This window comes from Pseudomonas sp. B40(2017) (assembly GCF_002112855.1).
GTDB classification, from domain to species: Bacteria; Pseudomonadota; Gammaproteobacteria; order Pseudomonadales; family Pseudomonadaceae; genus Aquipseudomonas; species Aquipseudomonas pharyngis.
On the sequence record NZ_NEIT01000003.1, the window covers coordinates 564,827 to 589,373 of the forward strand.

General features: G+C 63.1%; 10 protein-coding genes. 4 read left to right on the forward strand and 6 right to left on the reverse strand.

Features of this window, described 5'->3' with window-relative positions:
- Nucleotide 1 precedes the first annotated feature (1 nt).
- A complete protein-coding gene (inhA, locus tag CAF76_RS10040) occupies nucleotides 2-688 on the reverse strand; it encodes an isonitrile hydratase (protein WP_085649024.1) in 687 nt (228 codons plus the stop codon).
- 88 nt (nucleotides 689-776) lie between these two features.
- On the opposite strand from inhA, the gene CAF76_RS10045 reads away from it, so the two are divergent.
- Nucleotides 777-1,760 carry a GlxA family transcriptional regulator gene (locus tag CAF76_RS10045; protein WP_085649023.1) on the forward strand — a complete coding sequence of 328 codons (984 nt, stop codon included), beginning with the start codon at nucleotides 777-779 and terminating at the stop codon, nucleotides 1,758-1,760.
- Here CAF76_RS10045 and CAF76_RS10050 read toward each other — a convergent pair.
- The 5 genes from CAF76_RS10050 to CAF76_RS10070 all read right to left on the reverse strand — a co-directional run bounded on the left by CAF76_RS10050 (nucleotide 1,729) and on the right by CAF76_RS10070 (nucleotide 6,605).
- Nucleotides 1,729-2,628 (reverse strand): alpha/beta fold hydrolase, encoded by a 900-nt coding sequence (locus CAF76_RS10050; RefSeq protein ID WP_085649022.1) that lies wholly within the window; start codon nucleotides 2,626-2,628, stop codon nucleotides 1,729-1,731. The genes CAF76_RS10045 and CAF76_RS10050 overlap by 32 nt on opposite strands.
- A 12-nt stretch (nucleotides 2,629-2,640) precedes the next feature.
- Nucleotides 2,641-3,273 carry a BRCT domain-containing protein gene (locus CAF76_RS10055; protein ID WP_085649021.1) on the reverse strand — a complete coding sequence of 211 codons (633 nt, stop codon included), beginning with the start codon at nucleotides 3,271-3,273 and terminating at the stop codon, nucleotides 2,641-2,643.
- 11 nt (nucleotides 3,274-3,284) lie between these two features.
- Nucleotides 3,285-3,674, reverse strand: a complete 390-nt coding sequence (locus CAF76_RS10060; protein WP_085649020.1) for a hypothetical protein — start codon at nucleotides 3,672-3,674, stop codon at nucleotides 3,285-3,287.
- A 308-nt stretch (nucleotides 3,675-3,982) separates the two neighbouring features.
- Entirely contained in the window at nucleotides 3,983-5,812 is a 1,830-nt protein-coding gene (locus CAF76_RS10065) for a glycoside hydrolase family 15 protein (RefSeq protein ID WP_085649019.1), read from the reverse strand.
- The gene (locus tag CAF76_RS10070; protein ID WP_085649018.1) at nucleotides 5,805-6,605 is read right to left on the reverse strand and encodes a glucose 1-dehydrogenase; all 801 of its coding nucleotides are present in this window, start codon (nucleotides 6,603-6,605) and stop codon (nucleotides 5,805-5,807) included. Before CAF76_RS10070 ends, CAF76_RS10065 begins: the two co-directional genes overlap by 8 nt.
- A 208-nt stretch (nucleotides 6,606-6,813) precedes the next feature.
- On the opposite strand from CAF76_RS10070, the gene CAF76_RS10075 reads away from it, so the two are divergent.
- The 3 genes from CAF76_RS10075 to CAF76_RS10085 all read left to right on the forward strand — a co-directional run bounded on the left by CAF76_RS10075 (nucleotide 6,814) and on the right by CAF76_RS10085 (nucleotide 24,540).
- Nucleotides 6,814-7,986, forward strand: a complete 1,173-nt coding sequence (locus CAF76_RS10075; RefSeq protein WP_064594762.1) for an MFS transporter — start codon at nucleotides 6,814-6,816, stop codon at nucleotides 7,984-7,986.
- Nucleotides 7,987-8,064: 78 nt separating this feature from the next.
- On the forward strand, nucleotides 8,065-8,799 hold the full coding sequence (locus tag CAF76_RS10080; RefSeq protein ID WP_085612877.1) for a thioesterase II family protein: 735 nt from the start codon (nucleotides 8,065-8,067) through the stop codon (nucleotides 8,797-8,799).
- Nucleotides 8,800-8,979: 180 nt separating this feature from the next.
- Nucleotides 8,980-24,540: a non-ribosomal peptide synthetase gene (locus tag CAF76_RS10085; protein ID WP_085649017.1), complete on the forward strand. Its 15,561-nt coding sequence runs from the start codon at nucleotides 8,980-8,982 to the stop codon at nucleotides 24,538-24,540.
- Nucleotides 24,541-24,547 lie beyond the last annotated feature (7 nt).

The window sequence follows — 24,547 nt, forward strand, 5'->3', positions numbered from 1 at the left end:
ATCAGCGCAGGTTCAATTTTGCCGCCGCGCGCTCGGTGATTTCAGTGCGCAGTTTCAGCGAAGGCGCTGCACGCTTGCGGGCTTCTTCAACAACAGCACTCGGTGCGGTTTCTGGGCTGCCCGAATCAAACGGCGGCGCCGGTGCATATTCCAGCTGCAACTGCACCAGTTGCGCCGTATCGACACCGACCAGCTCTTGCGCCAGGGTCAGGGCAAAATCGATCCCGGCCGTGATGCCGCCCCCGGTAAACAGATTGCCGTCGCGCACCACCCGATCCTTCACCGCGATCGCGCCCAGCGTCGGCAGCAGATCGTGATAAGCCCAATGCGTGGTCGCCCGTTTACCCTGCAACAGACCCGCCGCGCCGAGCACCAGCGAACCGGTGCACACCGACGTCACGTACCGCGCCTGCGCCGCTTGCGCCTTGATAAAGGCCAGCGTCTGCTCATCCTCCATCAACGGCCCGACGCCTGCGCCGCCGGGTACGCAGATTACGTCCAGAGCCGGGCAATCCTCGAAGGTGGTGGTCGGTTTCAGCACCAGCCCGGTGCTGGCGGTGACCGGCACCAGATCCTTCCAGACCAGATGCACTTGCACGTCCGGCAACGACGCCAGCACGTCGTACGGGCCGGTCAGGTCGAGTTGCTGCACCTGGGGAAACAACAGAAAACCGATCTGCAACGCCATGATTCTTCTCCGTGAAAAGGGGTGGACGGCTTCACTGTAGGCGCGTAGGTTTTGGCGCATACGCCAATCAGCCCACGAATTACGCCAAATGCCGAAAACCATCCATGTCCTCGCATTCGCCAATGTGCAATTGCTCGATGTCACCGGGCCGTTGCAGGTCTTCGCCTCGGCCAACGATATCGCCCGCCAGCAGGGTTTGCCTGAGCCTTACGCGCCAGCGGTCATCGCCAGCGGCGGCGGGGCGGTGAACTCGTCTGCCGGGTTGGCGATGTTCGCTGAGTCGTTGCCGGAAAAGGCCAGCGATACCCTGATCATCGCCGGCGGCTGGGGCGTTTACGCCGCTGCTGAAGATGCCGAGTTAGTGAGTTGGGTGCGTGAACATGCGAACGGATGCCGACGCGTGGCTTCGGTGTGTACCGGTGCATTTCTGCTGGCCGCCAGCGGCTGGCTCGACGGTCGCCGGGTCGTCACCCACTGGACCCGTTGCGAACAACTGGCGCAGCAGCACCCGCAATTGCAGGTCGAGCCCAATCCGATCTTCATCAACGACGGCCCGGTCTGGACCTCGGCGGGCGTCACCGCCGGCATCGACCTGGCGCTGGCCATGGTCGAAGACGACCTCGGCCGCGACATGGCCCTGGACGTCGCCCGGCAACTGGTGGTGTTCCTCAAGCGCCCGGGCGGGCAGTCGCAATTCAGCGTGACGCTGTCGCTGCAAAAACAGGGCAACCGCTTTGACGATTTGCACGCGTGGATCGCCGAACACCTGAACTGCGACCTGGGCATCCCGACCCTCGCCGAACAGGCCGGCATGAGCGAACGCAGCTTCGTGCGCCACTACCGCGCCGACACCGGCCAGACCCCGGCCCGCGCCATCGAACTGATCCGCGTCGAAACCGCCCGTCGTTTGTTGAGCGATACCGGGTTGCCGATCAAACGGGTCGCGGCGAATTGTGGATTTGGCAGTGAAGAGACGTTGCGCCGCAGCTTCCTGCGGGCCATGGGCGTGACGCCGCAGGCGTATCGGGAGCGGTTTTCGGTCAGTGCTGCAGCAGATCCAGTAATGCCTTGAGCGTCTCGCCCGGCGCTTCCTCGGGAATGTTATGCCCGACACCCGCCAGCACCCGCCGTTCATAAGGCCCGGTGAAGTGATGGACGTCTTCATCCTCCGTCGGCGCCGGGCCAACGCCATCATCGGCACCGCACAGCGAAATCGTCGGAACGCCGATCGCCGGTTGTTTCTCCAGCGCCTGCTCCATCCACTCCAGCCGCGGATCGCCCGGCGCATACATGAAGCGATGGCGATAAGAGTGAATCACCACCTCGACAAAATCCGGGTTGTCGAACGCCGGCGCGCTCAGCGGATAACGCTCGGCGTTTCGCGTCCAGGTCGGTGACCACAACTGCCAGAGCAGCTCGCACAGTTCCCGACGATTCTGCGTCAGCCCTTCAACGCCACGGGGCGTGTGGAAGTAATACTGATACCAGTAGCGATGCTCGCTCTGCGGATCCAGCGGCTGGATCGAATTCGGAATGTCTTGCAGGTTATAGCCATCGCCCGTCACCAACCCGCGCACGCGCTCGGGATATAACGCCGCCACAATGCACGCCGCCCGACCGCCCCAGTCGTAACCACACAATGTCGCTTGCTCGATACCCAACGCATCCATCAGCTCCAGCAGATCCTGCGCCAGCGCCGCTTGCTGGCCGGAGCGCAGCGTGTCCGGGCTGTTGAAACGGGTGGGGCCATAACCGCGCAGGTACGGCACGATCACCCGATAACCCTTGGCCGCGAGGGGCGGGGCGATTTCGTCGAAAGCGCGGGGGGAGTAGGGGAAGCCGTGGAGGAGAATGACCGGCGTGCCGTTTTCCGGGCCGTGATGCTCATAGGCGATGGTCAGACTTTCGGTCTTGCAAAACTGCATCACGGCTTGGGTCATCTCACTCTCCCGTTATCCGAATAACACCTTCTGCCAATGGTCTTCGCTGATGATGGCAATCGGCACGCCGCTGTCGCGAAGTTCAACGGCTTTCTTGATCTTGGTGCCGTAGCTGCTGTGAAGCCATTGATCATTACCGATGCTGCCCACCACCAGATAATGAATCTTTTTGCTGACCGAGCCGCCGATCAGCCCACCGCGCTCGACAATCAGCGCCTCACAGTCCTTGCGGGGACCATAGGCCATGACGCCAGTGAACAGAAAGACACGATCAGCACAGCTCAATGCCGGAGCAGGGTTGTCGAGCGGAAGAGAGGTTGAGGCAACGAAAGGTTGCTGTGCGCCGACTGGAAGACCCGCGAACTGGTGAAGCATTTCCAGCAGTTCGGCCGACTCTTCTGCATCAAGAATGCCGTCACTCAGCATGTCGGCGAGACGCTTATAAAGGATGTTGACGACTGGATCGCTCAAATGGATCAAGTGAGTTTCGATCCAGTTCTTGAGGAATTCGGCTTCCTGCTGATTGATCTTGCCGTCTGCTGCAAGCCCGGCGGCGATTCCAGCCAGCGCGTCGACGGAGCGACGGTCGATTCGGGCCTGATGAAAGAAACTGCTGTTCTGAAACTCCTGATGCAGATCGACCATTGCGCTTCTCCTTAAGCTTCGGCTTCCGCCACCTGATTGAAATACTTGCTGCGATCCGGGGTAAACGTCACCACCATCTTAGTCCGCGAGCAGGTCATGACCCGCTCGGCGCCCAGATCAATATCCAGATCTTCCCCACGCAAACCCTGCCACTGGGCGAGGTATTTCAGCGATCCGTATTTTTCATTCTTCTTCAGGCTGCGACTGACCCCGCCTTTCCAGCCGAGTACCGGCAGTTCATCGGCACGGCAGCGTTGGGCGAGGTCGGGGAAGCGGGTGGCGCGCTGGCGGCCGATTTCCCAGCATTTGATCAGGCCCTTGTCGGCGGCTTCCCACAGTTCGTCGCGCTTCAGGCCGGTGCGCAGTGGGGTGTCGATCTGGCGGTGGATGCGTTGGCTCATTCTGGTTCCTTGAATCGGGTTTTTATTGGACAGCTCCGCTGTGCCCGTTGCAGTGGATGGTAGGGGGGGATGTAACAGCTGGCAACAAGGTATTTCGGGGTGTAAGTGCGAGTTGCGGGCCAAGCGTTACACGGGGTTGGCAGGTTGTTGTAGGCCGTGCCATCAACAAGTTGTATCGAAAGGAATCGATTGTGTGGGCCAGCCCTTCAACTACAAGGCTCGGGGGTGTTTGCCGCTCGTAGGTAGCCTTCCTACAAGCGGCGATTGGAGTTGAGATCTTTCTTACAGGCTCTGGCGAAGATGGATGACTACGGCTGCCAGTAATTCTTCTCCCCACTCAACTTGCGATCGAGAAAACTCGCCGCGCTGATCAGCGCCAGATGGGTCAACGCCTGGGGCGTGTTGCCCAGATGCCGGCCGCGGTTGTCGAATTCCTCGGCGTACAACCCCAGCGGATTGGCGTAGCGCAGCAGTTGCTCGAATTCCAGGTGGGCCTTTTCCACTTGCCCGGCGCGGGCCAGGCATTCGACGTACCAGAACGAGCACGCGGCGAAGGCGCCTTCAGTGCCGGACAAACCGTCGATGCCGGCATCGTCGTTGCGATAGCGATAAACCATGCCGTCGCGCACCAGATGTTTCTCGATGGCTTCCAGCGTCGCCAGCCATTTCGGATCCTTGGCGCTGACGAAGCGCACCAACGGCATCAGCAACATCGAGCCATCCAGCGCTGTACCGCCCTGGTATTGCACGAAATGTCCGCGCTCTTCGTTCCAGAAGTTGTCCCAGATGTCGGCATGGATCGCCTGACGGGTCTGGTCCCAGCGGGCGAACGGCGCCGGCAGCGATCGTTTTGAAGCCAGGCGGATCGCCCGGTCCAGCGCCACCCAGCACATCAGTCGCGAGTGCAGGAAGTGATGTTGCTCACCGCGCATTTCCCAGATGCCCACATCCTTGGTCTGCCAGGTTTCACAGACCTGGTCGACCACTTCCATCACGTGTTGCCAGCCTTCGTGGGAAATCGCGTCGCCGTACTTGTTGACCAGATAAACGGCGTCCATCAGTTCGCCAAAGATATCCAGTTGAATCTGGTCGTAGGCGCCATTGCCGATGCGCACCGGTTTCGCGCCGCCGTGTCCGGCCAAATGCGTGAGTTCGGTTTCCGGCAGTTCCTGGCGGCCGTCGATGGCGTAGAGGATGTTCAGCTTCATCGATGACTGGCCGCAGCAGTCGCTGACCCGCCCGCGCAGCCAGCGCATGTAGGCGTTGGCTTCGTCGACAAACCCCAGGCGCATGAAGGCGTAGACGGTGAACGAGGCGTCGCGGATCCAGGTGTAGCGATAGTCCCAGTTGCGTTCTCCGCCGGGTGTTTCCGGCAGGCCGAAGGTGGCGGCGGCGAGGATTGCGCCGTGCTGGCGCGAGGTCAGCAGCTTCAGGGCCAGGGCCGAACGGTTGACCATTTCCCGCCAGCGACCGCGATAGTTGGACTGGCCGATCCAGTCGCGCCAGAACTTCAGCGTGCGCTCGATGCACAGCTGCGCGGCGCCTTCGGCAAAGCGCGGATCGTCGCTGGCGCCGAGCATGAACGCCGCCGTCTGATCCTGTTTGAGGGTGAATTGCCCGACCGCTGCTTCCTGATCGACGCTCAAGGCTTGATCCGAGGCCAGCCGCAGTGTCGGCTGCCCGCTGGCGCTGAACAGCACATCCTGTTTATCGATGACGGCGCGGGTCTCAGCGCGGGCGTAGTCATGCCGTACCGCGCAGCGCAGGTGAAACGTCGCCTGCCCGCTGACCACCCGAACTCGGCGCATCAATAGCGGCAAGGCATCGTCGTTGTCGCCAATCGGCAGCAGATCGGTGATTTCCACCACGGCGTGATCGCTGAGCCAGCGGGTTTGCAGGACGTTGGTGTCCGGCAGGTAGATCTGCTCGCGCCGGGCATCGGGCAGGTCCGGGGCAAGCTGGAAAATCCCCGCGTCGGGAGTGTCCAGTAGCGAGCAGAAGATCGACGGGCTGTCGAACGCCGGCCAGCAGAAGAAATCCACGCTGCCCTTGTCATTGACCAGCGCGGCGCTGCGCAGGTCGCCAATGATGCCGTGGGCGTCGATGGGGCTTTGTTGTTCGGATTGATGCTCAGCCATTGCCACGGAACTCCGGATAGAGGCTCATGCCGCCGTCGATGAACAGGGTGGTGCCGACGATGTAGTCGGAGGCATCGGAGGCGAGAAACACCACCGCGTTGGCCACGTCCTCGACATCGCCGATGCGACCGTAGGGGATGAGTTTGAGCAGGTCCTGCACGGCGTCGCCCTCGGTGGCGTCTTTATTGATGGCCGTGCGAATCGCCCCCGGTGCGATGCCGTTGATGCGGATGCGCTGGTGGCTGACTTCCTGAGCCAGGGTCTGCATCAACTGATCGACGCCGCCCTTGGACGCTGCGTAATTCACGTGTCCGGCCCATGGAATGCGCTGGTGCACCGAACTCATGTGGATGATCTTGCCGGCAGCCCGGGAGACGCCTTCGCGCACGCCCTGGCGGTTGAAGATCCGCAGCGCGGCACGGGCGCAGAGGAACTGGCCGGTGAGATTGACGCCGATCACCGCGTTCCAGTCGGCCAGCGACATATCCACAGCCGCCGCGTCTTTTTGCAGGCCGGAATTGGCCACCAGAATGTCCAGTGTGCCGAAGGCGTCGAGGGTCTGCTGGAACAGCCGCTCAACGTCTTCCTCCTTCGAAACGTCGGCGCCGATGGCGATGGCCTGGCCACCGTCGGCGACGATCTGCCGGGCCAATGCTTCGGCGGGCTCGGCCTGACGGTTGTAGTTGATGACCACGGCAGCACCGGCGTCAGCCAGGGCTTTGGCGGCACCGTGGCCGATGCCGGAACTGGCGCCGGTGACAAGAGCCACTTGGCGGGCGAGGGAAATCTGCATGCAGGGTCGCGCCTTGGGTTGAGGGCTTACTTAGCTGACTGATGGGCGGCGGCGAGAGTTCATCCGCGTACATGAAATCATCGACAGCTTTATGCTGCAGCGATTGGCCCTGCACGCCACAGGGACTTCACACTCAACCAACAATTCCTCGCTTCCCCGCCCGTCAGGCTTTGTGGCAACTTGGCCGCCCCTGATGAGGCTGCATCCGATGGCAAACCCTTACCGCGAACTGTTCAACGCCCCCGGCGCCCGGGCTTTTGTGATTGCCGCGATGATCGCGCGCATGCCGATTTCCATGACCGGCATCGGCGTCATCACCATGCTCTCGCAATTGACCGGCGGCTACGCACTGGCGGGTGGGGTGGCGGCGACGTTTGCGCTGGCCACGGCGTTTTGCGCGCCGCAGGTGTCACGGTTGGTGGACCGTTTCGGCCAGGGGCGGGTGCTGCCGGTGGCGGCGCTGATCGGCGGGGGCGCGCTGTTGATGTTGCTATTGTGTACCCGTTTGCAGGCGCCGACCTGGACGCTGTTTGTCTGCGCCGCATTGGCCGGTTGCATGCCGAGCATGTCGGCGATGGCGCGGGCGCGCTGGACCGAAATCTATCGCGGCCAGCCGCAATTGCAGACCGCGTATGCGCTGGAGTCGGTGCTCGACGAAGTCTGCTTCATCGTCGGCCCGCCGTTGTCGGTGGGCTTGTGCGTCGGCGTGTTCCCTGAGGCCGGGCCGCTGGCGGCGTTGTTGATGCTGGCGATTGGTGTGACGGCGTTTGTGGCCCAGCGCAGCACCGAGCCACCGGTGCATCCGCACGAATCGCAGCATCAGGGTTCGATCATTCGTTCGACCGACGTGCAGTGGCTGCTGGCGTTGATGCTTGCCATGGGCGTGATCGTCGGCGTGGTGGATGTGGTCAGCGTCGCGTTCGCCCAGCAGCAGGGCCAGCCGGCGGCGGCAAGCATCGTGCTGTCGGTGTACGCCATCGGTTCCTGTCTGGCCGGTATCGCCTTCGGCGCGATGCGCTCGAAACTGCCGTTGTCCAGGTTGTTTCTGTATGGCGGGATCGCGACGGCGGTGACCACTTTGCCGTTGTTGCTGGCGAACAACATTTTCGGGTTGGCTGTCGCGGTGTTCATCGCCGGGCTGTTCTTCTCGCCGACCCTGATCGTGGCGATGGCTTTGATCGAGCGCATCGTGCCGCCGGCCAAACTCACCGAAGGCCTGACCTGGCTGGTGACCGGTTTGAGCATCGGCGTGGCCATCGGCGCCGCCGGTTCCGGCGCACTGGTGGATGCGTTCGGCGCCCGCAGCGGCTTCTGGCTGGCGATTGCCGCCGGGGCGGTGGTGCTGGGCTCGGCGGTGCAGAGTTTCCGCCACTTGAAATGACTGGATAGACGCGCGCGGGCTAATTTCTGCAGGGCCGCCTTCGTTCTTTTATACAGACAACTTTTCGAGGTAAGCCGGGTGACTCAGCTGACATTGCTGTGCCTTCCTTATTCGGGCGCCAGTGCCATGGTCTACAGCCGCTGGCGCCGCAAATTGCCGCAGTGGCTGACGCTGCAGCCGGTAGAGCTACCGGGTCGCGGCGCACGTTTTGGCGAAGCGCTGCAAACCGACATGCGGGCGCTGGCCCGTCAGTTGGCCAGCGAACTGCAAACGACCCTGCGTGCGCCTTATGCCATTTTCGGCCACAGCCTCGGCGCGCTGCTGGCCTGCGAACTGGCCCATGCCTTGCGCGCTCTGGGGTTGCCGGAGCCGGTTGCGCTGTTCGCCTCCGGCACGGCGGCGCCGACGCTGCGCAGTGAATATGACCGCGGCTTTGCCGAACCGAAGAGCGATGCCGAACTGATCGAGCAGTTACGCACCTTGAATGGCACCAGCGAGGAAATTCTCGCCAATGCCGAATTGATGAGCCTGACCCTGCCGGTGCTGCGTGCCGACTTTCTGTTGTGCGGACGTTTTCAGCCGATCCAGCGTCCGCTGCTCAAATGCCCGGTGCATGTGCTGGGTGGTACGACCGACCGCGCGACCACCGAGCAATTGATCGGCTGGAGCAAGGAAACCCTCGGCAGTTTCTCCGTGGATATGCTTGCTGGCGGTCATTTCTTCATCCATGAACACGAGGCCAAGGTGCTGAAGGTCATCAAGGATCAGCTCGACGTACACCATCGCCGGCACTCAATACCCGCCATTGCCTGAGCAACGGGAAACCCTGTGTGAGCGAGCTGATCGCGCCCACAGGGTTTCCTGCCCGTCTGAAAATTCCCGCCTGCTTCCCTCCTGATAGTTCTTCTCATTCGCTAATTTTTCCGATGTGCATTCGTTTTATAGGGACGACGTGCCTTTGTGCTTCCTGCCTACTGATCCGGATGCTAAGAAATGAATGCTGAAGACTCCTTGAAACTTGCTCGCCGGTTTATCGGGTTGCCCCTGGAAAAGCGCCAGATGTTCCTCGCGGCCCTGCAAAAGGAGGGCGTGGATTTCGCCCGTTTCCCGATTCCCGCCGGGATCGAGGCCGACGATCGCCAGGCGTTGTCTTACGCGCAGCAACGGATGTGGTTTCTCTGGCAACTGGATCCGCACAGCGGCGCCTACAACTTGCCGGGCGCGGTACGCTTGACCGGGCGGCTGAATCTGTCAGCGCTGGAGCAGGCCTTTGCTGCGCTGGTGGCGCGACATGAAACCTTGCGCACGGTGTTCCAGCGCCAGGCGGATGACAGCCTGCTGCAAGTGCCGGCCCCGGCGACCTTGAACATCCATCATGAAGATTTCACTGCGCTGCCGGCCACCGAACGCGAGGAAGCGGTTGTTCGTGCCGCCGAGCAGCAATCGGTGTTGCCGTTCGATCTGGCGGTCGGGCCGTTGCTGCGAGTCACCTTGCTCAAGCTCGCCGAGCAGGAGCACGTCTTGCTGCTGACCCTGCACCACATCGTTTCCGATGGCTGGTCGATGAACGTGCTGATCGACGAATTCATCCGTTGCTACGACGCCTTTGACGCCGGCCAGCCACCGGCGCTGGCAGTCCTGCCGGTTCAGTACAGCGATTACGCCCTGTGGCAGCGTCGCTGGCTGGAGGCCGGCGAGCAAGCGCGGCAACTGGAGTATTGGCAGGCGCAACTGGGTGATGAGCATCCCGTGCTGGAGCTGCCGCTGGACCATTCGCGTCCGGCCATGCCGAGCTATCGCGGCACGCGCCATGAGTTTGCCGTCGACGGCCAGTTGGCCGACCAGTTGCGCGCCACCGCGCAACAGCATCAGGTCACGTTGTTCATGTTGTTGCTTGGCGCGTTCAATGCGCTGCTGCACCGTTACACCGGGCAGACCGATATCCGTGTCGGCGTGCCGATTGCCAACCGCAATCGCGCCGAGATCGAAGGTCTGATCGGTTTCTTCGTCAACACCCAGGTGCTGCGCACAAAAGTCGATGGCCAGACGCGCGTCGATGCGTTGCTGCAGGCGGTCAAAGAGACGGCGCTCGGCGCCCAGGCGCATCAGGATCTGCCGTTCGAGCAACTGGTCGAAGCACTGAAACTGGAGCGCAGCCTCAGTCACACGCCGCTGTTCCAGGTGATGTACAACCACCAGCCGCAGGTGGCCGATATCGCCGCCCTGGGCACAGCCTCGGGCCTGGTGCTCGAAAGCCTCGACTGGCAAAGCCGCACCACTCAGTTTGACTTGACACTCGACACCTACGAGAAGGGCGGCAAGCTGCACGCCGCACTGACTTACGCCAGCGACCTGTTCGACGCGCCGACCATCGAACGCATGGCGCGCCACTGGTTGCGTCTGCTCAAGGCCATGGTCGCTGATCCTGCGCAACGCATTGGCGAGCTGCCGTTGCTGGACGCGGATGAGCAGTACACGCTGGTGCATGCGTGGAACGGTGCAACAGCGGTTTATCCCACCGAGCAACCCATTCATCAATTGATCGAAGCCCAGGTGACCCGCACCCCGGATGCACCGGCGCTGGTGTTCGGCGAACAAACCCTGAGCTACGCGCAACTCGACGCGCGGGCCAACCAACTGGCCCATCTGCTGCGTGAGCAAGGCGTGCGGGCCGACAGCCTGGTGGGGATCTGTGTCGAGCGTTCGCTGGAAATGGTCATCGGCCTTTTGGCGATTCTCAAGGCCGGCGGCGCCTATGTGCCGCTGGATCCGGAGTACCCGCAAGAGCGCCTGGCCTACATGATCGAGGACAGCGGCATTACCTTGCTGCTGACCCAGAGCGCGTTGCTGGCGTCGCTGCCAACGGCCGGGGTGAACGTCATTACGCTTGATCAGGAAGCCGAATGGCTGGATCGCTACAGCGAAGGCCGTGTCGAGGCGGTCATCGATCCGCAAAACCTCGCGTACGTGATTTACACCTCCGGCTCCACCGGTAAACCGAAAGGCGCCGGCAACAGTCATGCGGCGCTGGTCAACCGTTTGTGCTGGATGCAGGAGGCTTACCGGCTGGATGCCAGCGATTCGGTGCTGCAGAAGACACCGTTCAGTTTTGACGTGTCGGTCTGGGAGTTTTTCTGGCCGCTGCTGACCGGCGCCCGACTGGTCGTGGCAGCGCCGGGCGCGCACCGCGATCCATCGCTGTTGATCGAGACCATCAACCACTACGGCATCAGCACGTTGCACTTTGTCCCGTCGATGTTGCAGGCGTTCATTCATGAGCCGGGCGTCGAGGCCTGTGTCGGCCTCAAACGCATTGTCTGCAGCGGCGAGGCACTGCCGCTGGACGCGCAACTGCAGGTGTTTGCCAAGCTGCCGAACGCCGGGCTCTATAACCTGTATGGCCCGACCGAAGCGGCCATCGACGTCACCCACTGGACCTGTGTCGACGAAGGTGCCGACAGCGTGCCGATCGGACGGCCGATCGCCAACCTGCGCACCCATGTGCTCGACGCCGAACTGATGCCGGTGCCGAGCGGCGTGGCGGGTGAGCTGTACCTGGGCGGAGCAGGGTTGGCGCGCAGTTATCACCAGCGCCCGGGGCTGACCGCCGAGCGTTTTGTCCCGTGCCCGTTCCACGAAGGCGCGCGTCTGTACCGCACCGGTGACCGGGTACGCCAACGTGCCGACGGCGTCATCGAATACCTCGGGCGTCTCGATCATCAGGTCAAGCTGCGTGGCTTGCGTATCGAGCTGGGTGAAATCGAAACCCGCCTGATGCAGCATCCGCTGGTGCGTGAAGCCGTGGTGCTGGTGCAGGGCGGCAAACATCTGGTCGGCTATCTGGTGCTGGAAACTGCTCAGGCAGACGAACAATGGCAACAGGACGTCAAGGCGTGGCTGCTCGGCAGCCTGCCGGAATTCATGGTGCCGACCTACCTGATGACGCTGGCCAAATTGCCGGTCACCGCCAACGGCAAGCTCGATCGCAAAGCCTTGCCGCAGCCGGATGCCGCGCCGCAGCAAGCTTTTGTCGCGCCGCAGGATGCCATGCAAAAAGCCCTGGCGGCGATCTGGGAAGACGTGCTCGGTTTGCAACGCGTGGGTCTGGAGGACAACTTTTTCGAGCTGGGCGGCGATTCGATCATTTCGATTCAAGTGGTCAGCCGCGCGCGGCAGGCCGGGATCCGTATCAGCCCGCGCGATCTGTTCCAGTATCAGACTGTGCGCAGTCTGGCGCTGGTCGCGATCCTCGACAACCACAGTTCGGTGGATCAGGCGCCGGCCACGGGCGAGGCCTTGTTGGGGCCGATCCAGCAGCAGTTCTTCAGCCGGGTGATGCCTCGGCGTGAACATTGGAACCAGTCCCTGTTGCTGACCCCGCGCGAGGCGCTGAATGCGCAGTGGCTCGATGCCGCATTGACCCATGTGATCAATCATCACGATGCCTTGCGCCTGCGTTTTGTCGAGGGCGCCGAAGGCTGGCAGCAAGCGTACGCCGCACAGGTCGAACGCGCTGAGCTGTGGCTGCGCACGGCCGAGACGACCGAGCAACTGACCGCCCATTGCGACGATGCCCAGCGCAGTCTTGATCTGGCCAACGGGCCGTTGTTGCGTGCCGTGTTGGTGTCCATGGCCGATGGCAGTCAGCGCCTGTCGCTGATCCTCCATCACCTGGTGGTGGACGGCGTGTCGTGGCGCGTGTTGCTGGAAGATCTGCAGCAAGCCTACGAACAGCTGGCGGCGGGCGGTGGCGTGCAATTGCCGGCCAAAACCAGCGCGTTCCAGAGCTGGACGGCGCGCCTGAGCACCGAGGCTTCGCGCTTCGACGATCAACTGGCTTACTGGAAAGCCCAGCACCACGACGCACGGGATCTGCCGTGCGAGCGCCCTGAAGGCAGCCTGCAAAACCGCTTCGGGGAAAAGATCGAATGGCGTCTGGACGCCGAGCGCACGCGCCAATTGCTGCAACAGGCGCCGGCGGCGTATCGCACGCAGGTCAACGATCTGCTGCTGACGGCACTGGCGCGCACCATCAGTGGCTGGAGCGGTCAGCCGGGCACCTTGATTCAACTCGAAGGCCATGGCCGTGAAGACCTGTTCGACGACATCGACCTGACGCGCAGCATCGGCTGGTTCACCAGCCTGTTCGCCGTCAATCTGGTGGCGAGCGAGGATCTCGACGGTTCGATCAAGGCGATCAAAGAACAACTGCGTGCGGTGCCGGACAAAGGTCTGGGTTACGGCGTGCTGCGTTATCTGGCAGCGCCGTCGGTGCGTGAAGAGCTGGCGTTGCTGCCGCCGCCGCGCATCACCTTCAACTATCTGGGGCAATTCGACCGGCAGTTCGATGAGCAGGCGTTGCTGGTGCCATCCACCGAGTCCGGCGGTGTCGCCCAGGATTCACAGGCGCCGCTGGATAACTGGTTGACGATCGAAGGCCAGGTCTATGGCGGCGAATTGAGTCTGAGTTGGGGCTTCAGTTCGCAGATGTTCGACAGTGCCACCGTGCAAAGGCTGGCTGATCGCTACGCCGCCGAACTGACGGCACTGATCGAGCACTGCTGCACCCTCGACACCGCGCAAGCGACGCCATCGGACTTCCCGTTGGCACGCCTCAGCCAGGCGCAACTGGATGCGTTGCCGGTCGCCGCCGCTGTCATCGAAGATGTCTATCCGCTGTCGCCGATGCAGCAGGGCATGTTGTTCCACACCTTGTACGAACCGCAGGCCGAGGCCTATATCAGCCAGATGCGTCTGGACATCCAGGGCCTTGATCCGCAGCGTTTTGCCAGTGCCTGGCAAGCGGCGCTGGCGCGTCATGATGTGCTGCGCAGCAGCTTCCACTGGCAAGGCCTGGACAGCGCCCATCAGGTGATCAGCCGCGAGGTGCAACTGCCGCTGCAGATACTGGACAACACTGACATCGATGCGCTGGCCGAGACCGAGCGGGCGCAGGGTTTCGAACTCGACTGCGCGCCGTTGCTGCGCCTGAAACTGGTGCGCACCGGCGCCGATCATTGGCACTTGATCTACACCAGCCATCACATCCTGATGGACGGCTGGAGTAATGCGCAGTTGCTCGGCGAGGTGATTTCCCACTACGCCGCCGGGCGCCCACTGCCGGCGCCGGTCGGGCATTACCGCGATTACATGGGTTGGTTGCAGCAGCAATCGGCAGGCGCCGGCAAGGCGTTCTGGAATGCTGCGCTGGCCCCGTTGCAGGCGCCGACGCTGCTTGCCGACACCCTGCGTCCACCCGTGGGCGGCCATGGCACAGACGAACATCGCGAGGTGCTCGACGAAGCCGCAACACGGCGTCTGGGCGAGTTCGCCCGTCAGCAGAAAGTCACCCTCAACACGTTGTTGCAAGCGGCCTGGAGCCTGCTGCTGCAACGCTACACCGGACAGGACTGCGTAGCGTTCGGCGCCACGGTAGCTGGTCGCTCGGCGCCGCTGCCGGGCATCGAGCAGCAACTGGGGCTGTTCATCAACACCCTGCCGCTGGTTTGCAACCCGCGCCCGGATCACCGCGTCGGCCAGTGGCTGGCTGATCTGCAGGCGCAGAACCTGGCCCTGCGTGAGTTCGAGCATGTGCCGCTGTACGACATTCAGGGTTGGGCAGGGCATCAGGGCTCGGCGCTGTTCGACAGCCTGCTGGTGTTCGAAAACTTCCCGGTCGCCGAGGCGCTGAAACAAGGTGCTCCGGCCGGGTTGACCTTCGGCAACCTGCACAACCATGAACGCACCCACTATCCGCTGACGCTGGGTATCGAACTCGGTGCCACGCTGAGTCTGGAGATGAGCTACGACGCTGCACGATTCAGCGCCGCCCAGGTGCACAGGCTCTGCGCCAACCTGCGCCACTTGCTTGAACAACTGATCAGCGATGCCACAGGCTGCCTGGGCAACCTGACGCTGCTCGATGACGCCACCACGCGCGCCATGCTCGCCCACTGTCAGCCGCCAGCGTTGCAGTTGCAGCATGCAGGTCTGGTGCACGAACGCATTGCCGCGCAGGCCAAAGCCACACCGCAGGCGCTGGCCGTGCAGTGCGGTGAACAGCGCCTGAGCTATGACGAACTGAACCGCCAGGCGAATCGCCTCGCCCACCGTTTGCTGGCCAGCGGTGCGGCGCCGGGCAAGCGTGTCGGCCTGGCGCTGCGTCGTGGCCCGCAAATGATCGTCAGCCTGCTGGCAGTGCTGAAGACGGGCGCCGCGTACGTGCCGCTTGATGCCAACTACCCGGCCCAGCGTCTGGCCTACATGATCGAAGACAGCCGTGTCGATCTGCTGCTCGATGAATCCGCTCTCCTGCAAGACGTGCCGCTTGCGGCTGGCCTGGAGTATTTGCACCTGGGCGACATCATCCAGACGCTGGGTGCTTATCCGGACAGCGATCCACTGAATCACGCCACGGCCGATGACCTGGCCTACGTGATCTACACCTCGGGCTCCACCGGTCAGCCAAAAGGCGTGGCGATTGCTCACGCAGCGCTGCGCGAGTTCTGCCAGACCGGTGCCGAGTATTCGGCGCTCACGGCCGATGATCGCGTGCTGCAGTTTGCGACCTTCAGCTTCGACGGTTTTGTCGAGCAGTGTTACCCGCCGCTGTGTGTCGGCGCGGCGCTGATCATGCGCGGCGACGAACTCTGGGACGTCGTGCAACTGGCGGACGAGATCGTCGACCATGGCGTGACTCTGGCGGACTTGCCGGCGGCCTACTGGTTCTTGCTGGCGCGTGAATGCGCGGGCGGCAACATCACCGGTCTGGGCGCGTTGCGTCAGGTGCATGTCGGCGGCGAAGCCATGTCGGTCGAAGGGCTGCGCCTGTGGCACGAAGCAGGACTGAGCCACGTGCGCTTGCTCAACACCTACGGGCCGACCGAGGCGACGGTGGTGTCGAGTGTTCACGACTGCCGCTTGAGCGATGCCAGCGACAGCTTCGGCATTCCGATTGGCCGGGCCATTCCCGGCCGCGCGTTGTACGTGCTCGACAGCGCCGGGCAATTGCTGCCTGCCGGTGGCGTCGGCGAGTTGTGCATTGGCGCGAGTGCCTGTCTGGCGCAGCAGTATTTCGATCGTCCGGCCCTCACCGCCGAACGTTTCCTGCCAGACCCGTTTGCCACCGAGCCGGGGGCGCGGCTGTATCGCAGTGGCGACCTGGCGCGTTACAACGAAAACGCTGATCTGGAGTACGCCGGGCGTATCGACCACCAGGTGAAGATCCGTGGCTTGCGCATTGAAATGGGTGAAATCGAAGCCTGCCTGCAAGCACAGGAGGGCGTGCGCGCCGCTGCGGTGATCGCTCAGGATTTCCCGGGTGGCGCGCAACTGGTGGCTTATGTGGTGCCCGAGACAGGAACCGAACCTGCGACCGCGCAGGCGCAGTGGTTGGACTCGCTCAAGGCTTCGCTGCAACAGCTGCTGCCTGATTACATGGTGCCGGCGCACCTGCTGTCGCTGGACGCGTTGCCGTTGAACAACAATGGCAAACTTGATCGTACCGCGCTGCCGAACGTCGAACTGAGCCAGGACCTGAGCGTTTATGCAGCGCCGCAGACCTTGCTGCAACTGCAACTGGCGCAGATCTGGGAAGCCGTGCTGGAGTCCGGCGCGGTGGGGCTCAACGATCACTTCTTCGAGCGAGGCGGTCACTCGCTGCTGGCCACTCAAGTGATTTCCCGGGTCCGCCAGACGCTCAAACTCGATGTGCCGATGCGCACCCTGTTCGAGCAGCCGACGCTGCAAGCCTTTGCCGCCGCCTGCGCCACCCTGCAACACAGCGAAAGCGTGCCGATGATGGCGCTGCAGCGCGGTGCTGCACTGGCGTTGTCTTATGCCCAGGAACGGCAGTGGTTCCTCTGGCAGCTGGAGCCGGACAGTGCTGCTTACCACGTTCCAAGTGCGCTGCGCTTGCGCGGTGCTCTGGACATCGTCGGGTTGCAGAACAGCTTCAATCAACTGGTGGCGCGTCACGAACCGTTGCGCACCACGTTCCGCCAGGACGACGAGCGCACTGTGCAGGTGGTTCATGCGCACGGCCAATTGACGATTGAACAGCACAGCCTCGACGCCGAGGACAATCTTTCGAGCTGGGTGCAGGCGCAGATTCGTCAGCCGTTCGATCTGCTGAACGGGCCGCTGCTGCGCGTCAGTCTGTTGCGGTTGGCGGCGGATGATCACGTATTGGTGATCACCCAGCACCACATCGTGTCTGACGGCTGGTCGATGCAAGTGATGGTGCGCGAACTGATGGCGATGTATGCCGCAGAACGCGCCGGAAAACCGCTCGAACTGGCCGCGCTGCCGCTGCAATACGCCGATTTCGCGCAGTGGCAACGGCAGTGGATGGAGGCGGGCGAGCGGCAGCGTCAACTCGATTATTGGGTGGGCCAGCTTGGCGGCGAACAACCGGTGCTGGAGTTGCCGCTGGACCGTTCGCGTCCGGCGGTGCAGAGCTACCGTGGCGCGCGGCTGGAGGCGCCATTGGAATCTGCATTGAGCGCGCAGTTGCAGGCGCTTGCCCGACGTGAGGGGGTGACGATGTTCATGCTCTTGCTGGCCTCGTTCCAGACCCTGCTGCACCGCTACAGCGGTCAGGACGATATCCGTGTCGGCGTGCCGATTGCCAACCGCAATCGCGCCGAGACCGAGGGCCTGATCGGCTTCTTCGTCAACACCCAGGTGATGCGCGCACAGTTTGCCGGCGACCTGAGTTTCCGTGATCTGCTGGCGCAGACCCGTCAGGCTGCAATGGGCGCCCAGGCGCATCAGGATCTGCCGTTCGAGCAATTGGTGGAAGCACTGGCGCCGGAGCGCAGCCTCAGCCACAGCCCGTTGTTCCAGGTGCTGTTCAACCATCAGCGTGACGCCGCGCCGGTCACCGATGTGGCGGATCTGCGCATCGAAGGCCTGCCGTGGGACAGCGCCACCGCACAGTTCGACTTGACCCTGGACACCACGGAAACCGCTGCCGGGCTGATGGTCAGCCTGACCTACGCCAGCGACTTGTTTGAAGCGGCAACCATCGCGCGCCTGTTCGAACACTGGCAGGCATTGTTGCGGGCGATTGTCGCAGCGCCGCAGCAATCGATCGCTGCGTTGCCGATGCTCGCCGCGCAAGAACGCCAACGGATTCTCGAAGACTGGAACGCTACCGCCACCGAGTACCCGTTACACCTGAGCGTGCAGCAGCTGATCGAGGCACAGGTCCTGCGCACCCCGGACGCCGCAGCGCTGAAGTTCGCCGATGAATGCCTGAGCTACGCGCAGCTCAATGCCCGCGCCAACCGGTTGGCACACAAGCTGATGGCGCTGGGTGTCGGACCTGAAAGCCTGGTCGGCATCGCTGCCGAACGGTCGATGGAAATGGTCGTCGGTCTGTTGGCCGTGCTCAAGGCCGGAGGCGCCTACGTGCCGCTCGACCCGGAATACCCGCAGGATCGCCTGGCCTACATGATCGAAGACAGCGGCGTGCAGCTGTTGCTGACCCAGGCGCATCTGCTCGATGCCTTGCCATTGAACGGGCAGGTGCAAACCCTGTTGCTTGAAGCATCGCTGGAGGGCTTCGCCAGCCACAATCCGGACGTGGCGGTCACCGGTGAAAACCTCGCCTATGTGATTTACACCTCAGGCTCCACCGGCAAACCGAAAGGTGCCGGCAACCGTCATATCGCCCTGACCAACCGTCTGTGCTGGATGCAACAGGCCTATGAGATCGGCGCGGGCGACAGCGTGCTGCAGAAGACGCCGTTCAGCTTTGACGTTTCGGTGTGGGAGTTCTTCTGGCCACTGATGACCGGCGCACGGCTGGTCGTCGCAGCGCCGGGCGATCACCGCGATCCAGCCAAACTGGTGGCGTTGATCAAGCGCGAACACATCACCACGCTGCACTTTGTGCCGTCGATGTTGCAGGCCTTCCTGCAGGACGCCGACGTTGCCACGTGCACCAGCCTGCAACGCATCGTGTGCAGCGGCGAAGCGCTGCCGGCGGACGCGCAACAGCAAGTCTTCGCCAAACTGCCAACGGCCGGGCTTTATAACCTTTACGGCCCGACGGAAGCCGCCATCGACGTCACGCACTGGACGTGTGTAGAGGAGGGCCGCGACAGCGTGCCGATCGGACAGCCGATTGCCAACCTCGGCTGCTACATCCTTGACGATAACCTCGAACCGGTGCCGACCGGTGTGCTCGGCGAGTTGTACCTGGCGGGTGTCGGTCTGGCGCGGGGCTACCATCAGCGTCCGGCGCTGACCGCCGAACGTTTTGCCGTCAGCCCCTATGGCGATGGCGAGCGGATCTACCGCACCGGTGACCTGGCGCGTTACCGCGCCGACGGCGTGATCGAATACGCCGGCCGGATCGACCATCAGGTCAAGCTGCGCGGCTTGCGTATCGAGCTCGGTGAAATCGAAGCGCGTCTGCTGGAGCATGGCAACGTCCGTGAAGCGGCGGTGCTGGTGATCGACGGCAAGCTGCTGACCGCTTACGTGGTGTTGAACGAAGAAAGCGCGGACTGGCGCGACGCCCTGATGCGGCATCTGCACGCCGGACTGCCGGAGTACATGGTGCCCAATCAGTGGCTGAATCTTGCGCAGATGCCGTTGAGCCCCAACGGCAAGCTGGATCGCAAGGCGCTGCCGAAACCTGAATGGGGGGCGGGCAAGGCCGAATACATCGCGCCGCGCAATGCGCTGGAGCAGCGTATCGCTGCGGTGTGGGCCGATGTACTGAAGCTGCCGCGAGTCGGGCTGGGCGATAACTTCTTTGAACTGGGTGGCGATTCGATCATTTCGATTCAAGTGGTGGCCCGTGCCCGTCAGGCCGGCATCCGCTTTACCCCCAAAGACTTGTTTCAGTATCAGACCGTCCAGGCGCTGGCGGGGGTGGCGACGCTGGGCGATGGCGCGGGGCAGATCGACCAGGGCCCGGTCAGCGGCGCCACGCCGTTGCTGCCGTTCCAGCAGTGGTTCTTCGCGACGGACATTGCCGAGCGTCACCACTGGAACCAGTCGGTGATGCTCAAGCCGGCCATCAGCATCGAGGCCGACGCACTTGAGCAAGCCTTGCAAGCGTTGGTCGAGCATCACGATGCCTTGCGCCTGTCGTTCACTGAAACCACCGACGGCTGGACCGCGAATCACCACGCAACAACGGTTCGGCACAACCTGCTGATGCAGGCTTCGGTCAGCGATGAACAACAATTGCAGGACGCCTGCCTTGCGGCGCAGCGCAGCTTCGACCTGGCGCAAGGCCCGCTGTTGCGTGGCTTGCTGGTGACCCTGGCCGATGGTTCGCAACGCTTGCTGCTGGCGGTGCACCACCTGGTGGTGGACGGTGTGTCCTGGCGCATTCTGCTGGAAGATCTACAAAGCGCTTATCAGCAGCGCATCGACGGCAAGCCCCTGGTTCTGCCGGCCAAGACCAGCGCCTTCAAGCATTGGGCAGAACGTTTGCAACAGCACGCGCCACGACTCGCGGGTGAACTTGAACTGTGGCGTACGCAACTGGCCGATGCGCCGGTCGACCTGCCGTGCATCAATCCGCAGGCCAGTCTGCAAAACCGCGATGCGCACACCGTACAGACGCGCCTCGATCAAGCGCTGACCCGACAACTGCTGCAACAGGCGCCGGCGGCGTATCGCACTCAGGTCAATGACTTGCTGATGACCGCGCTGGCCCGAGTCATCTGCCGCTGGACGGGGCAGGCCTCGACCTTGATTCAGCTGGAAGGGCACGGTCGTGAAGACCTGTTCGACGACCTTGACCTGAGTCGCAGCGTCGGCTGGTTCACCAGTCTGTTCCCGGTGCGCCTGACCCCGACTGCGTCGGTCGACGGTTCGATCAAGCAGATCAAGGAACAGTTGCGGGCGATTCCCGGCAAGGGCCTGGGCTTCGGCGTGCTGCGTTACTTCGGTGATGAAGCGACCCGCCGTGAGCTGGCGGCGCTGCCGACACCGCGCATCACGTTCAACTACCTCGGACAATTCGACCGCCAGTTCGATGACGGCGCGCTGTTCGCCCCGGCCCGCGAAAAGGCCGGGGACGAACAGAGCCCGTTGGCGCCACTGGGCAACTGGCTGGAACTCAATGGTCAGGTTTACGCGGGCGAGTTGAGTCTGGGCTGGACGTTCAGCCGCGAGATGTTCGATGAAGCCACCATTCAGCGTCTGGCCGATGAGTACGCGATCGAACTGGCGGCGCTGATCGAGCATTGCTGCGCTGCACAGAACGCCGGCGTCACGCCGTCGGACTTCCCGTTGGCGCCGCTCGACCAGCAACAGCTCGATGCCTTGCCGGACGCCGGTGCCGAGGTCGAAGACATCTACCCGCTGTCGCCGATGCAACAGGGCATGTTGTTCCACAGCCTGTACGAACAGGGTTCGGGGGATTACATCAACCAGATGCGCGTCAGCGTCGAAGGCCTCGATCCCGAGCGTCTGCGTCAGGCCTGGCAGGGCGCCGTTGATCGCCATGGGATTCTGCGCACGCGTTTTGTGTGGATTTCCGAGCAGGAGCAGCCGCTGCAAATCGTCCAGCGTCAGGCCGAGTTGCCGTTCAGCCTGCATGACTGGCGCGGTCGCGCTGACCTTGCGGGAGCACTCGACGTGCTGGCACAGGAGCAACTGCAACAAGGCTTCGACCTGTTGCAGGCACCCCTGCTGCGTCTGGTGCTGGTCCGCACTGACGATGACCGCTTTGAGATGATCTACACCAGCCATCACATTCTCATGGACGGCTGGAGCAACTCGCAGTTGCTCGGCGAAGTGATGCAGCGCTACGCCGGTGAAACCCCGGCCGCGCCGGTGGGCCGTTATGGCGATTACATTGGCTGGCTGCAGCGTCAGGACGGTCAGGCCAGCGAGCGATTCTGGACTGAGCGTCTGGCCGACCTGGATGAGCCGACCCACCTGGCCCGCAGCTGCCTCGATACGCTGGCGACCGCCGGGCAGAGCGGTTACGACCAGCAGACCCGTTGGCTGGACCGTGAGCAGACTCAACGTCTGGGGGCGTTCGCCCGTCAGCACAAGGTCACCCTCAATACCGTGGTGCAGGCCGCCTGGTTGTTGCTGTTGCAGCGTTACACCGGGCAACCGACCGTGGCGTTCGGCGCTACGGTCGCCGGGCGTCCGGCCGAGCTGCCAGGTGTCGAGCAACAGATCGGTTTGTTCATCAACACCTTGCCGGTGATCGCCACCCCGCGTGTCGAGCAATCCCTCGGTGAGTGGCTGCAAACGGTGCAGGCGCTGAACCTGGCCATGCGCGAATTCGAATACACGCCACTGGCAGACATTCAGCGCTGGTCCGGGCAACGCGGCGAAGGCTTGTTCGACAGCCTGCTGGTGTTCGAGAACTACCCGGTGTCGGAGGCGTTGAACAACGGTGCGCCGCAAGGCTTGCGTTTCGACCAGGCACGCAGCCAGGAACAGACCAACCTGCCGTTGACGGTGCTGGTGGACCTGAGCGACAGCCTGTCGTTGCAATTGGCCTATGCCCGGCAGCATTTCAGCGCTGCGCAGATCGAGCAGATCGCCGGCCACTTGCAGCACCTGTTGCAGCAAATGGCCGACTCGCCCGCGCAACGTCTGCTGGCCGATCTGAGCCTGTTCGATGCCGCACAACAACAGGCGACGCTGCACGACTGGAACCGTGCGCCAGCCACCTTTGCCCAAACCCGCACCCTGTCACAGCTGATCGAAGCACAGGTGCGTCGCGCACCGCAGGCGATTGCCGTGAGTCTGGGCGAGGAGCAATTGAGCTACGGCGAACTCAACGCCCGTGCCAACCGTCTGGCTCATGCCCTGATCGCGCGGGGTGTCGGTGCCGATGTGCTGGTGGGTCTGGCTGCCGAGCGATCCATCGAAATGATCGTCGGCCTGGTCGCCATCCTCAAGGCTGGCGGGGCTTACCTGCCGCTGGATCCGCAGTACCCGGCCGAACGTCTGCAGTACATGATCGAGGACAGCGGCATTGCCCTGCTGCTGATGCAGCCGGGTGTGCTCGATCACCTGGAGGTTGCCGAGAGCGTTGAAACCCTGCTGTTGGGTGATGACAGCCGCTGGCAGGATCAGTTGGCAACCGACCCGCAGGTCTGGGCCGACAGCGCCAGCCTCGCTTACGTGATCTACACCTCGGGCTCCACCGGCAAACCGAAAGGTACGCTGCTGGCTCACGACAACGTGCTGCGCCTGTTCGAGGCAACAGAGCCTTGGTTCAGCTTCGGTGCCGAGGATCGCTGGACGCTGTTCCACTCCTACGCGTTTGACTTCTCGGTCTGGGAAATCTTCGGCGCACTGCTGCATGGCGGGCGCCTGGTGATCGTGCCGCACAGCGTCAGCCGCTCGCCGCAGGAGTTCCATGCGCTGCTGTGCCGTGAGCGCATCACCGTGCTCAACCAGACGCCGTCGGCATTCAAGCAACTGATGCAGGTCGCTTGCGACGCGCCCCAGGATCCGCAACTGTCGTTGCGTTACGTGGTGTTTGGCGGTGAAGCGCTGGAAGTACGCAGCCTGCGCCAATGGTTCGAACGCTTCGGCGATACCGCGCCACAGCTGATCAACATGTACGGCATCACCGAAACCACGGTTCATGTGACTTACCGTCCGTTGACCCTGGCCGATCTCGAACAGGACGCCGGCAGCCCGCTGGGCGAGCCGATCCCGGACCTGGGCTGGTACGTGCTCGACGCCGACCTGAAACCGGTGGCCAAGGGCTGCATCGGCGAGTTGCACGTCAGCGGCGCCGGGCTGGCACGCGGTTATCTCAAGCGTGCCGACCTCAGCGCCTTGCGTTTCGTGCCCAACCCGTTCGGGGGCGACGGTGCGCGGCTGTATCGCACCGGTGACCTGGCGCGCTATCGCGCCGATGGCCGGATCGAGTACGCCGGGCGCATCGACCATCAGGTGAAGATCCGTGGTTTCCGGATCGAGCTGGGTGAAATCGAGGCGCAACTGTTGGCACTGCCGCAAATCCGTCAGGCCGTGGTGCTGGATCAGCCAGGCGCCGGCGGCGTGCAGCTGGTGGCGTATCTGGTGGCCGATCAGTCGGTCGAACTCGACCAACAGGGCCAGTGGCGTGAGCTCCTGCGCCAGGCGCTCAAGCACAACCTGCCGGATTACATGGTGCCGGCGCACCTGTTGCTGCTCGACAGCCTGCCGCTGACCGCCAACGGCAAGCTTGACCGCAAGGCCCTGCCACAACCGGACGCCAGCCTGCTGCAAAACAGCTATGTGGCGCCCGAAAGTGAACTGCAACAGCAGATCGCCGGGGTCTGGGCCGACGTCTTGAAACTGGAGCGGGTCGGCCTGACGGACAATTTCTTCGAACTCGGTGGCCATTCCTTGCTGGCCACCCAGGTGGCCCTGCGTCTGCGCGAGTTGCTGGGCTTCGACGTGCCGTTGGCCAGCCTGTTCGCCAGTGCCGATCTGGCGGCTTTCAGCGACGCCGTACAAGCTCTGCAACCCGATTTGCAGCCCGTTCATGATGTTTTGGCTAAATCCTTGGAGGCTCTCAATCGTTTATCAGCAGATGAACTTGAAAAACTGATTTCCTGAGAGGACC

Bases quoted from the DNA above. Each gene is read 5' to 3' on its own strand.
- inhA (WP_085649024.1), bottom strand. From the start codon at position 688: ATGGCGTTGCAGATCGGTTTTCTGTTGTTTCCCCAGGTGCAGCAACTC.
- CAF76_RS10045 (WP_085649023.1), top strand. From the start codon at position 777: ATGCCGAAAACCATCCATGTCCTCGCATTCGCCAATGTGCAATTGCTC.
- CAF76_RS10050 (WP_085649022.1), bottom strand. From the start codon at position 2,628: ATGACCCAAGCCGTGATGCAGTTTTGCAAGACCGAAAGTCTGACCATC.
- CAF76_RS10055 (WP_085649021.1), bottom strand. From the start codon at position 3,273: ATGGTCGATCTGCATCAGGAGTTTCAGAACAGCAGTTTCTTTCATCAG.
- CAF76_RS10060 (WP_085649020.1), bottom strand. From the start codon at position 3,674: ATGAGCCAACGCATCCACCGCCAGATCGACACCCCACTGCGCACCGGC.
- CAF76_RS10065 (WP_085649019.1), bottom strand. From the start codon at position 5,812: ATGGCTGAGCATCAATCCGAACAACAAAGCCCCATCGACGCCCACGGC.
- CAF76_RS10070 (WP_085649018.1), bottom strand. From the start codon at position 6,605: ATGCAGATTTCCCTCGCCCGCCAAGTGGCTCTTGTCACCGGCGCCAGT.
- CAF76_RS10075 (WP_064594762.1), top strand. From the start codon at position 6,814: ATGGCAAACCCTTACCGCGAACTGTTCAACGCCCCCGGCGCCCGGGCT.
- CAF76_RS10085 (WP_085649017.1), top strand. From the start codon at position 8,980: ATGAATGCTGAAGACTCCTTGAAACTTGCTCGCCGGTTTATCGGGTTG.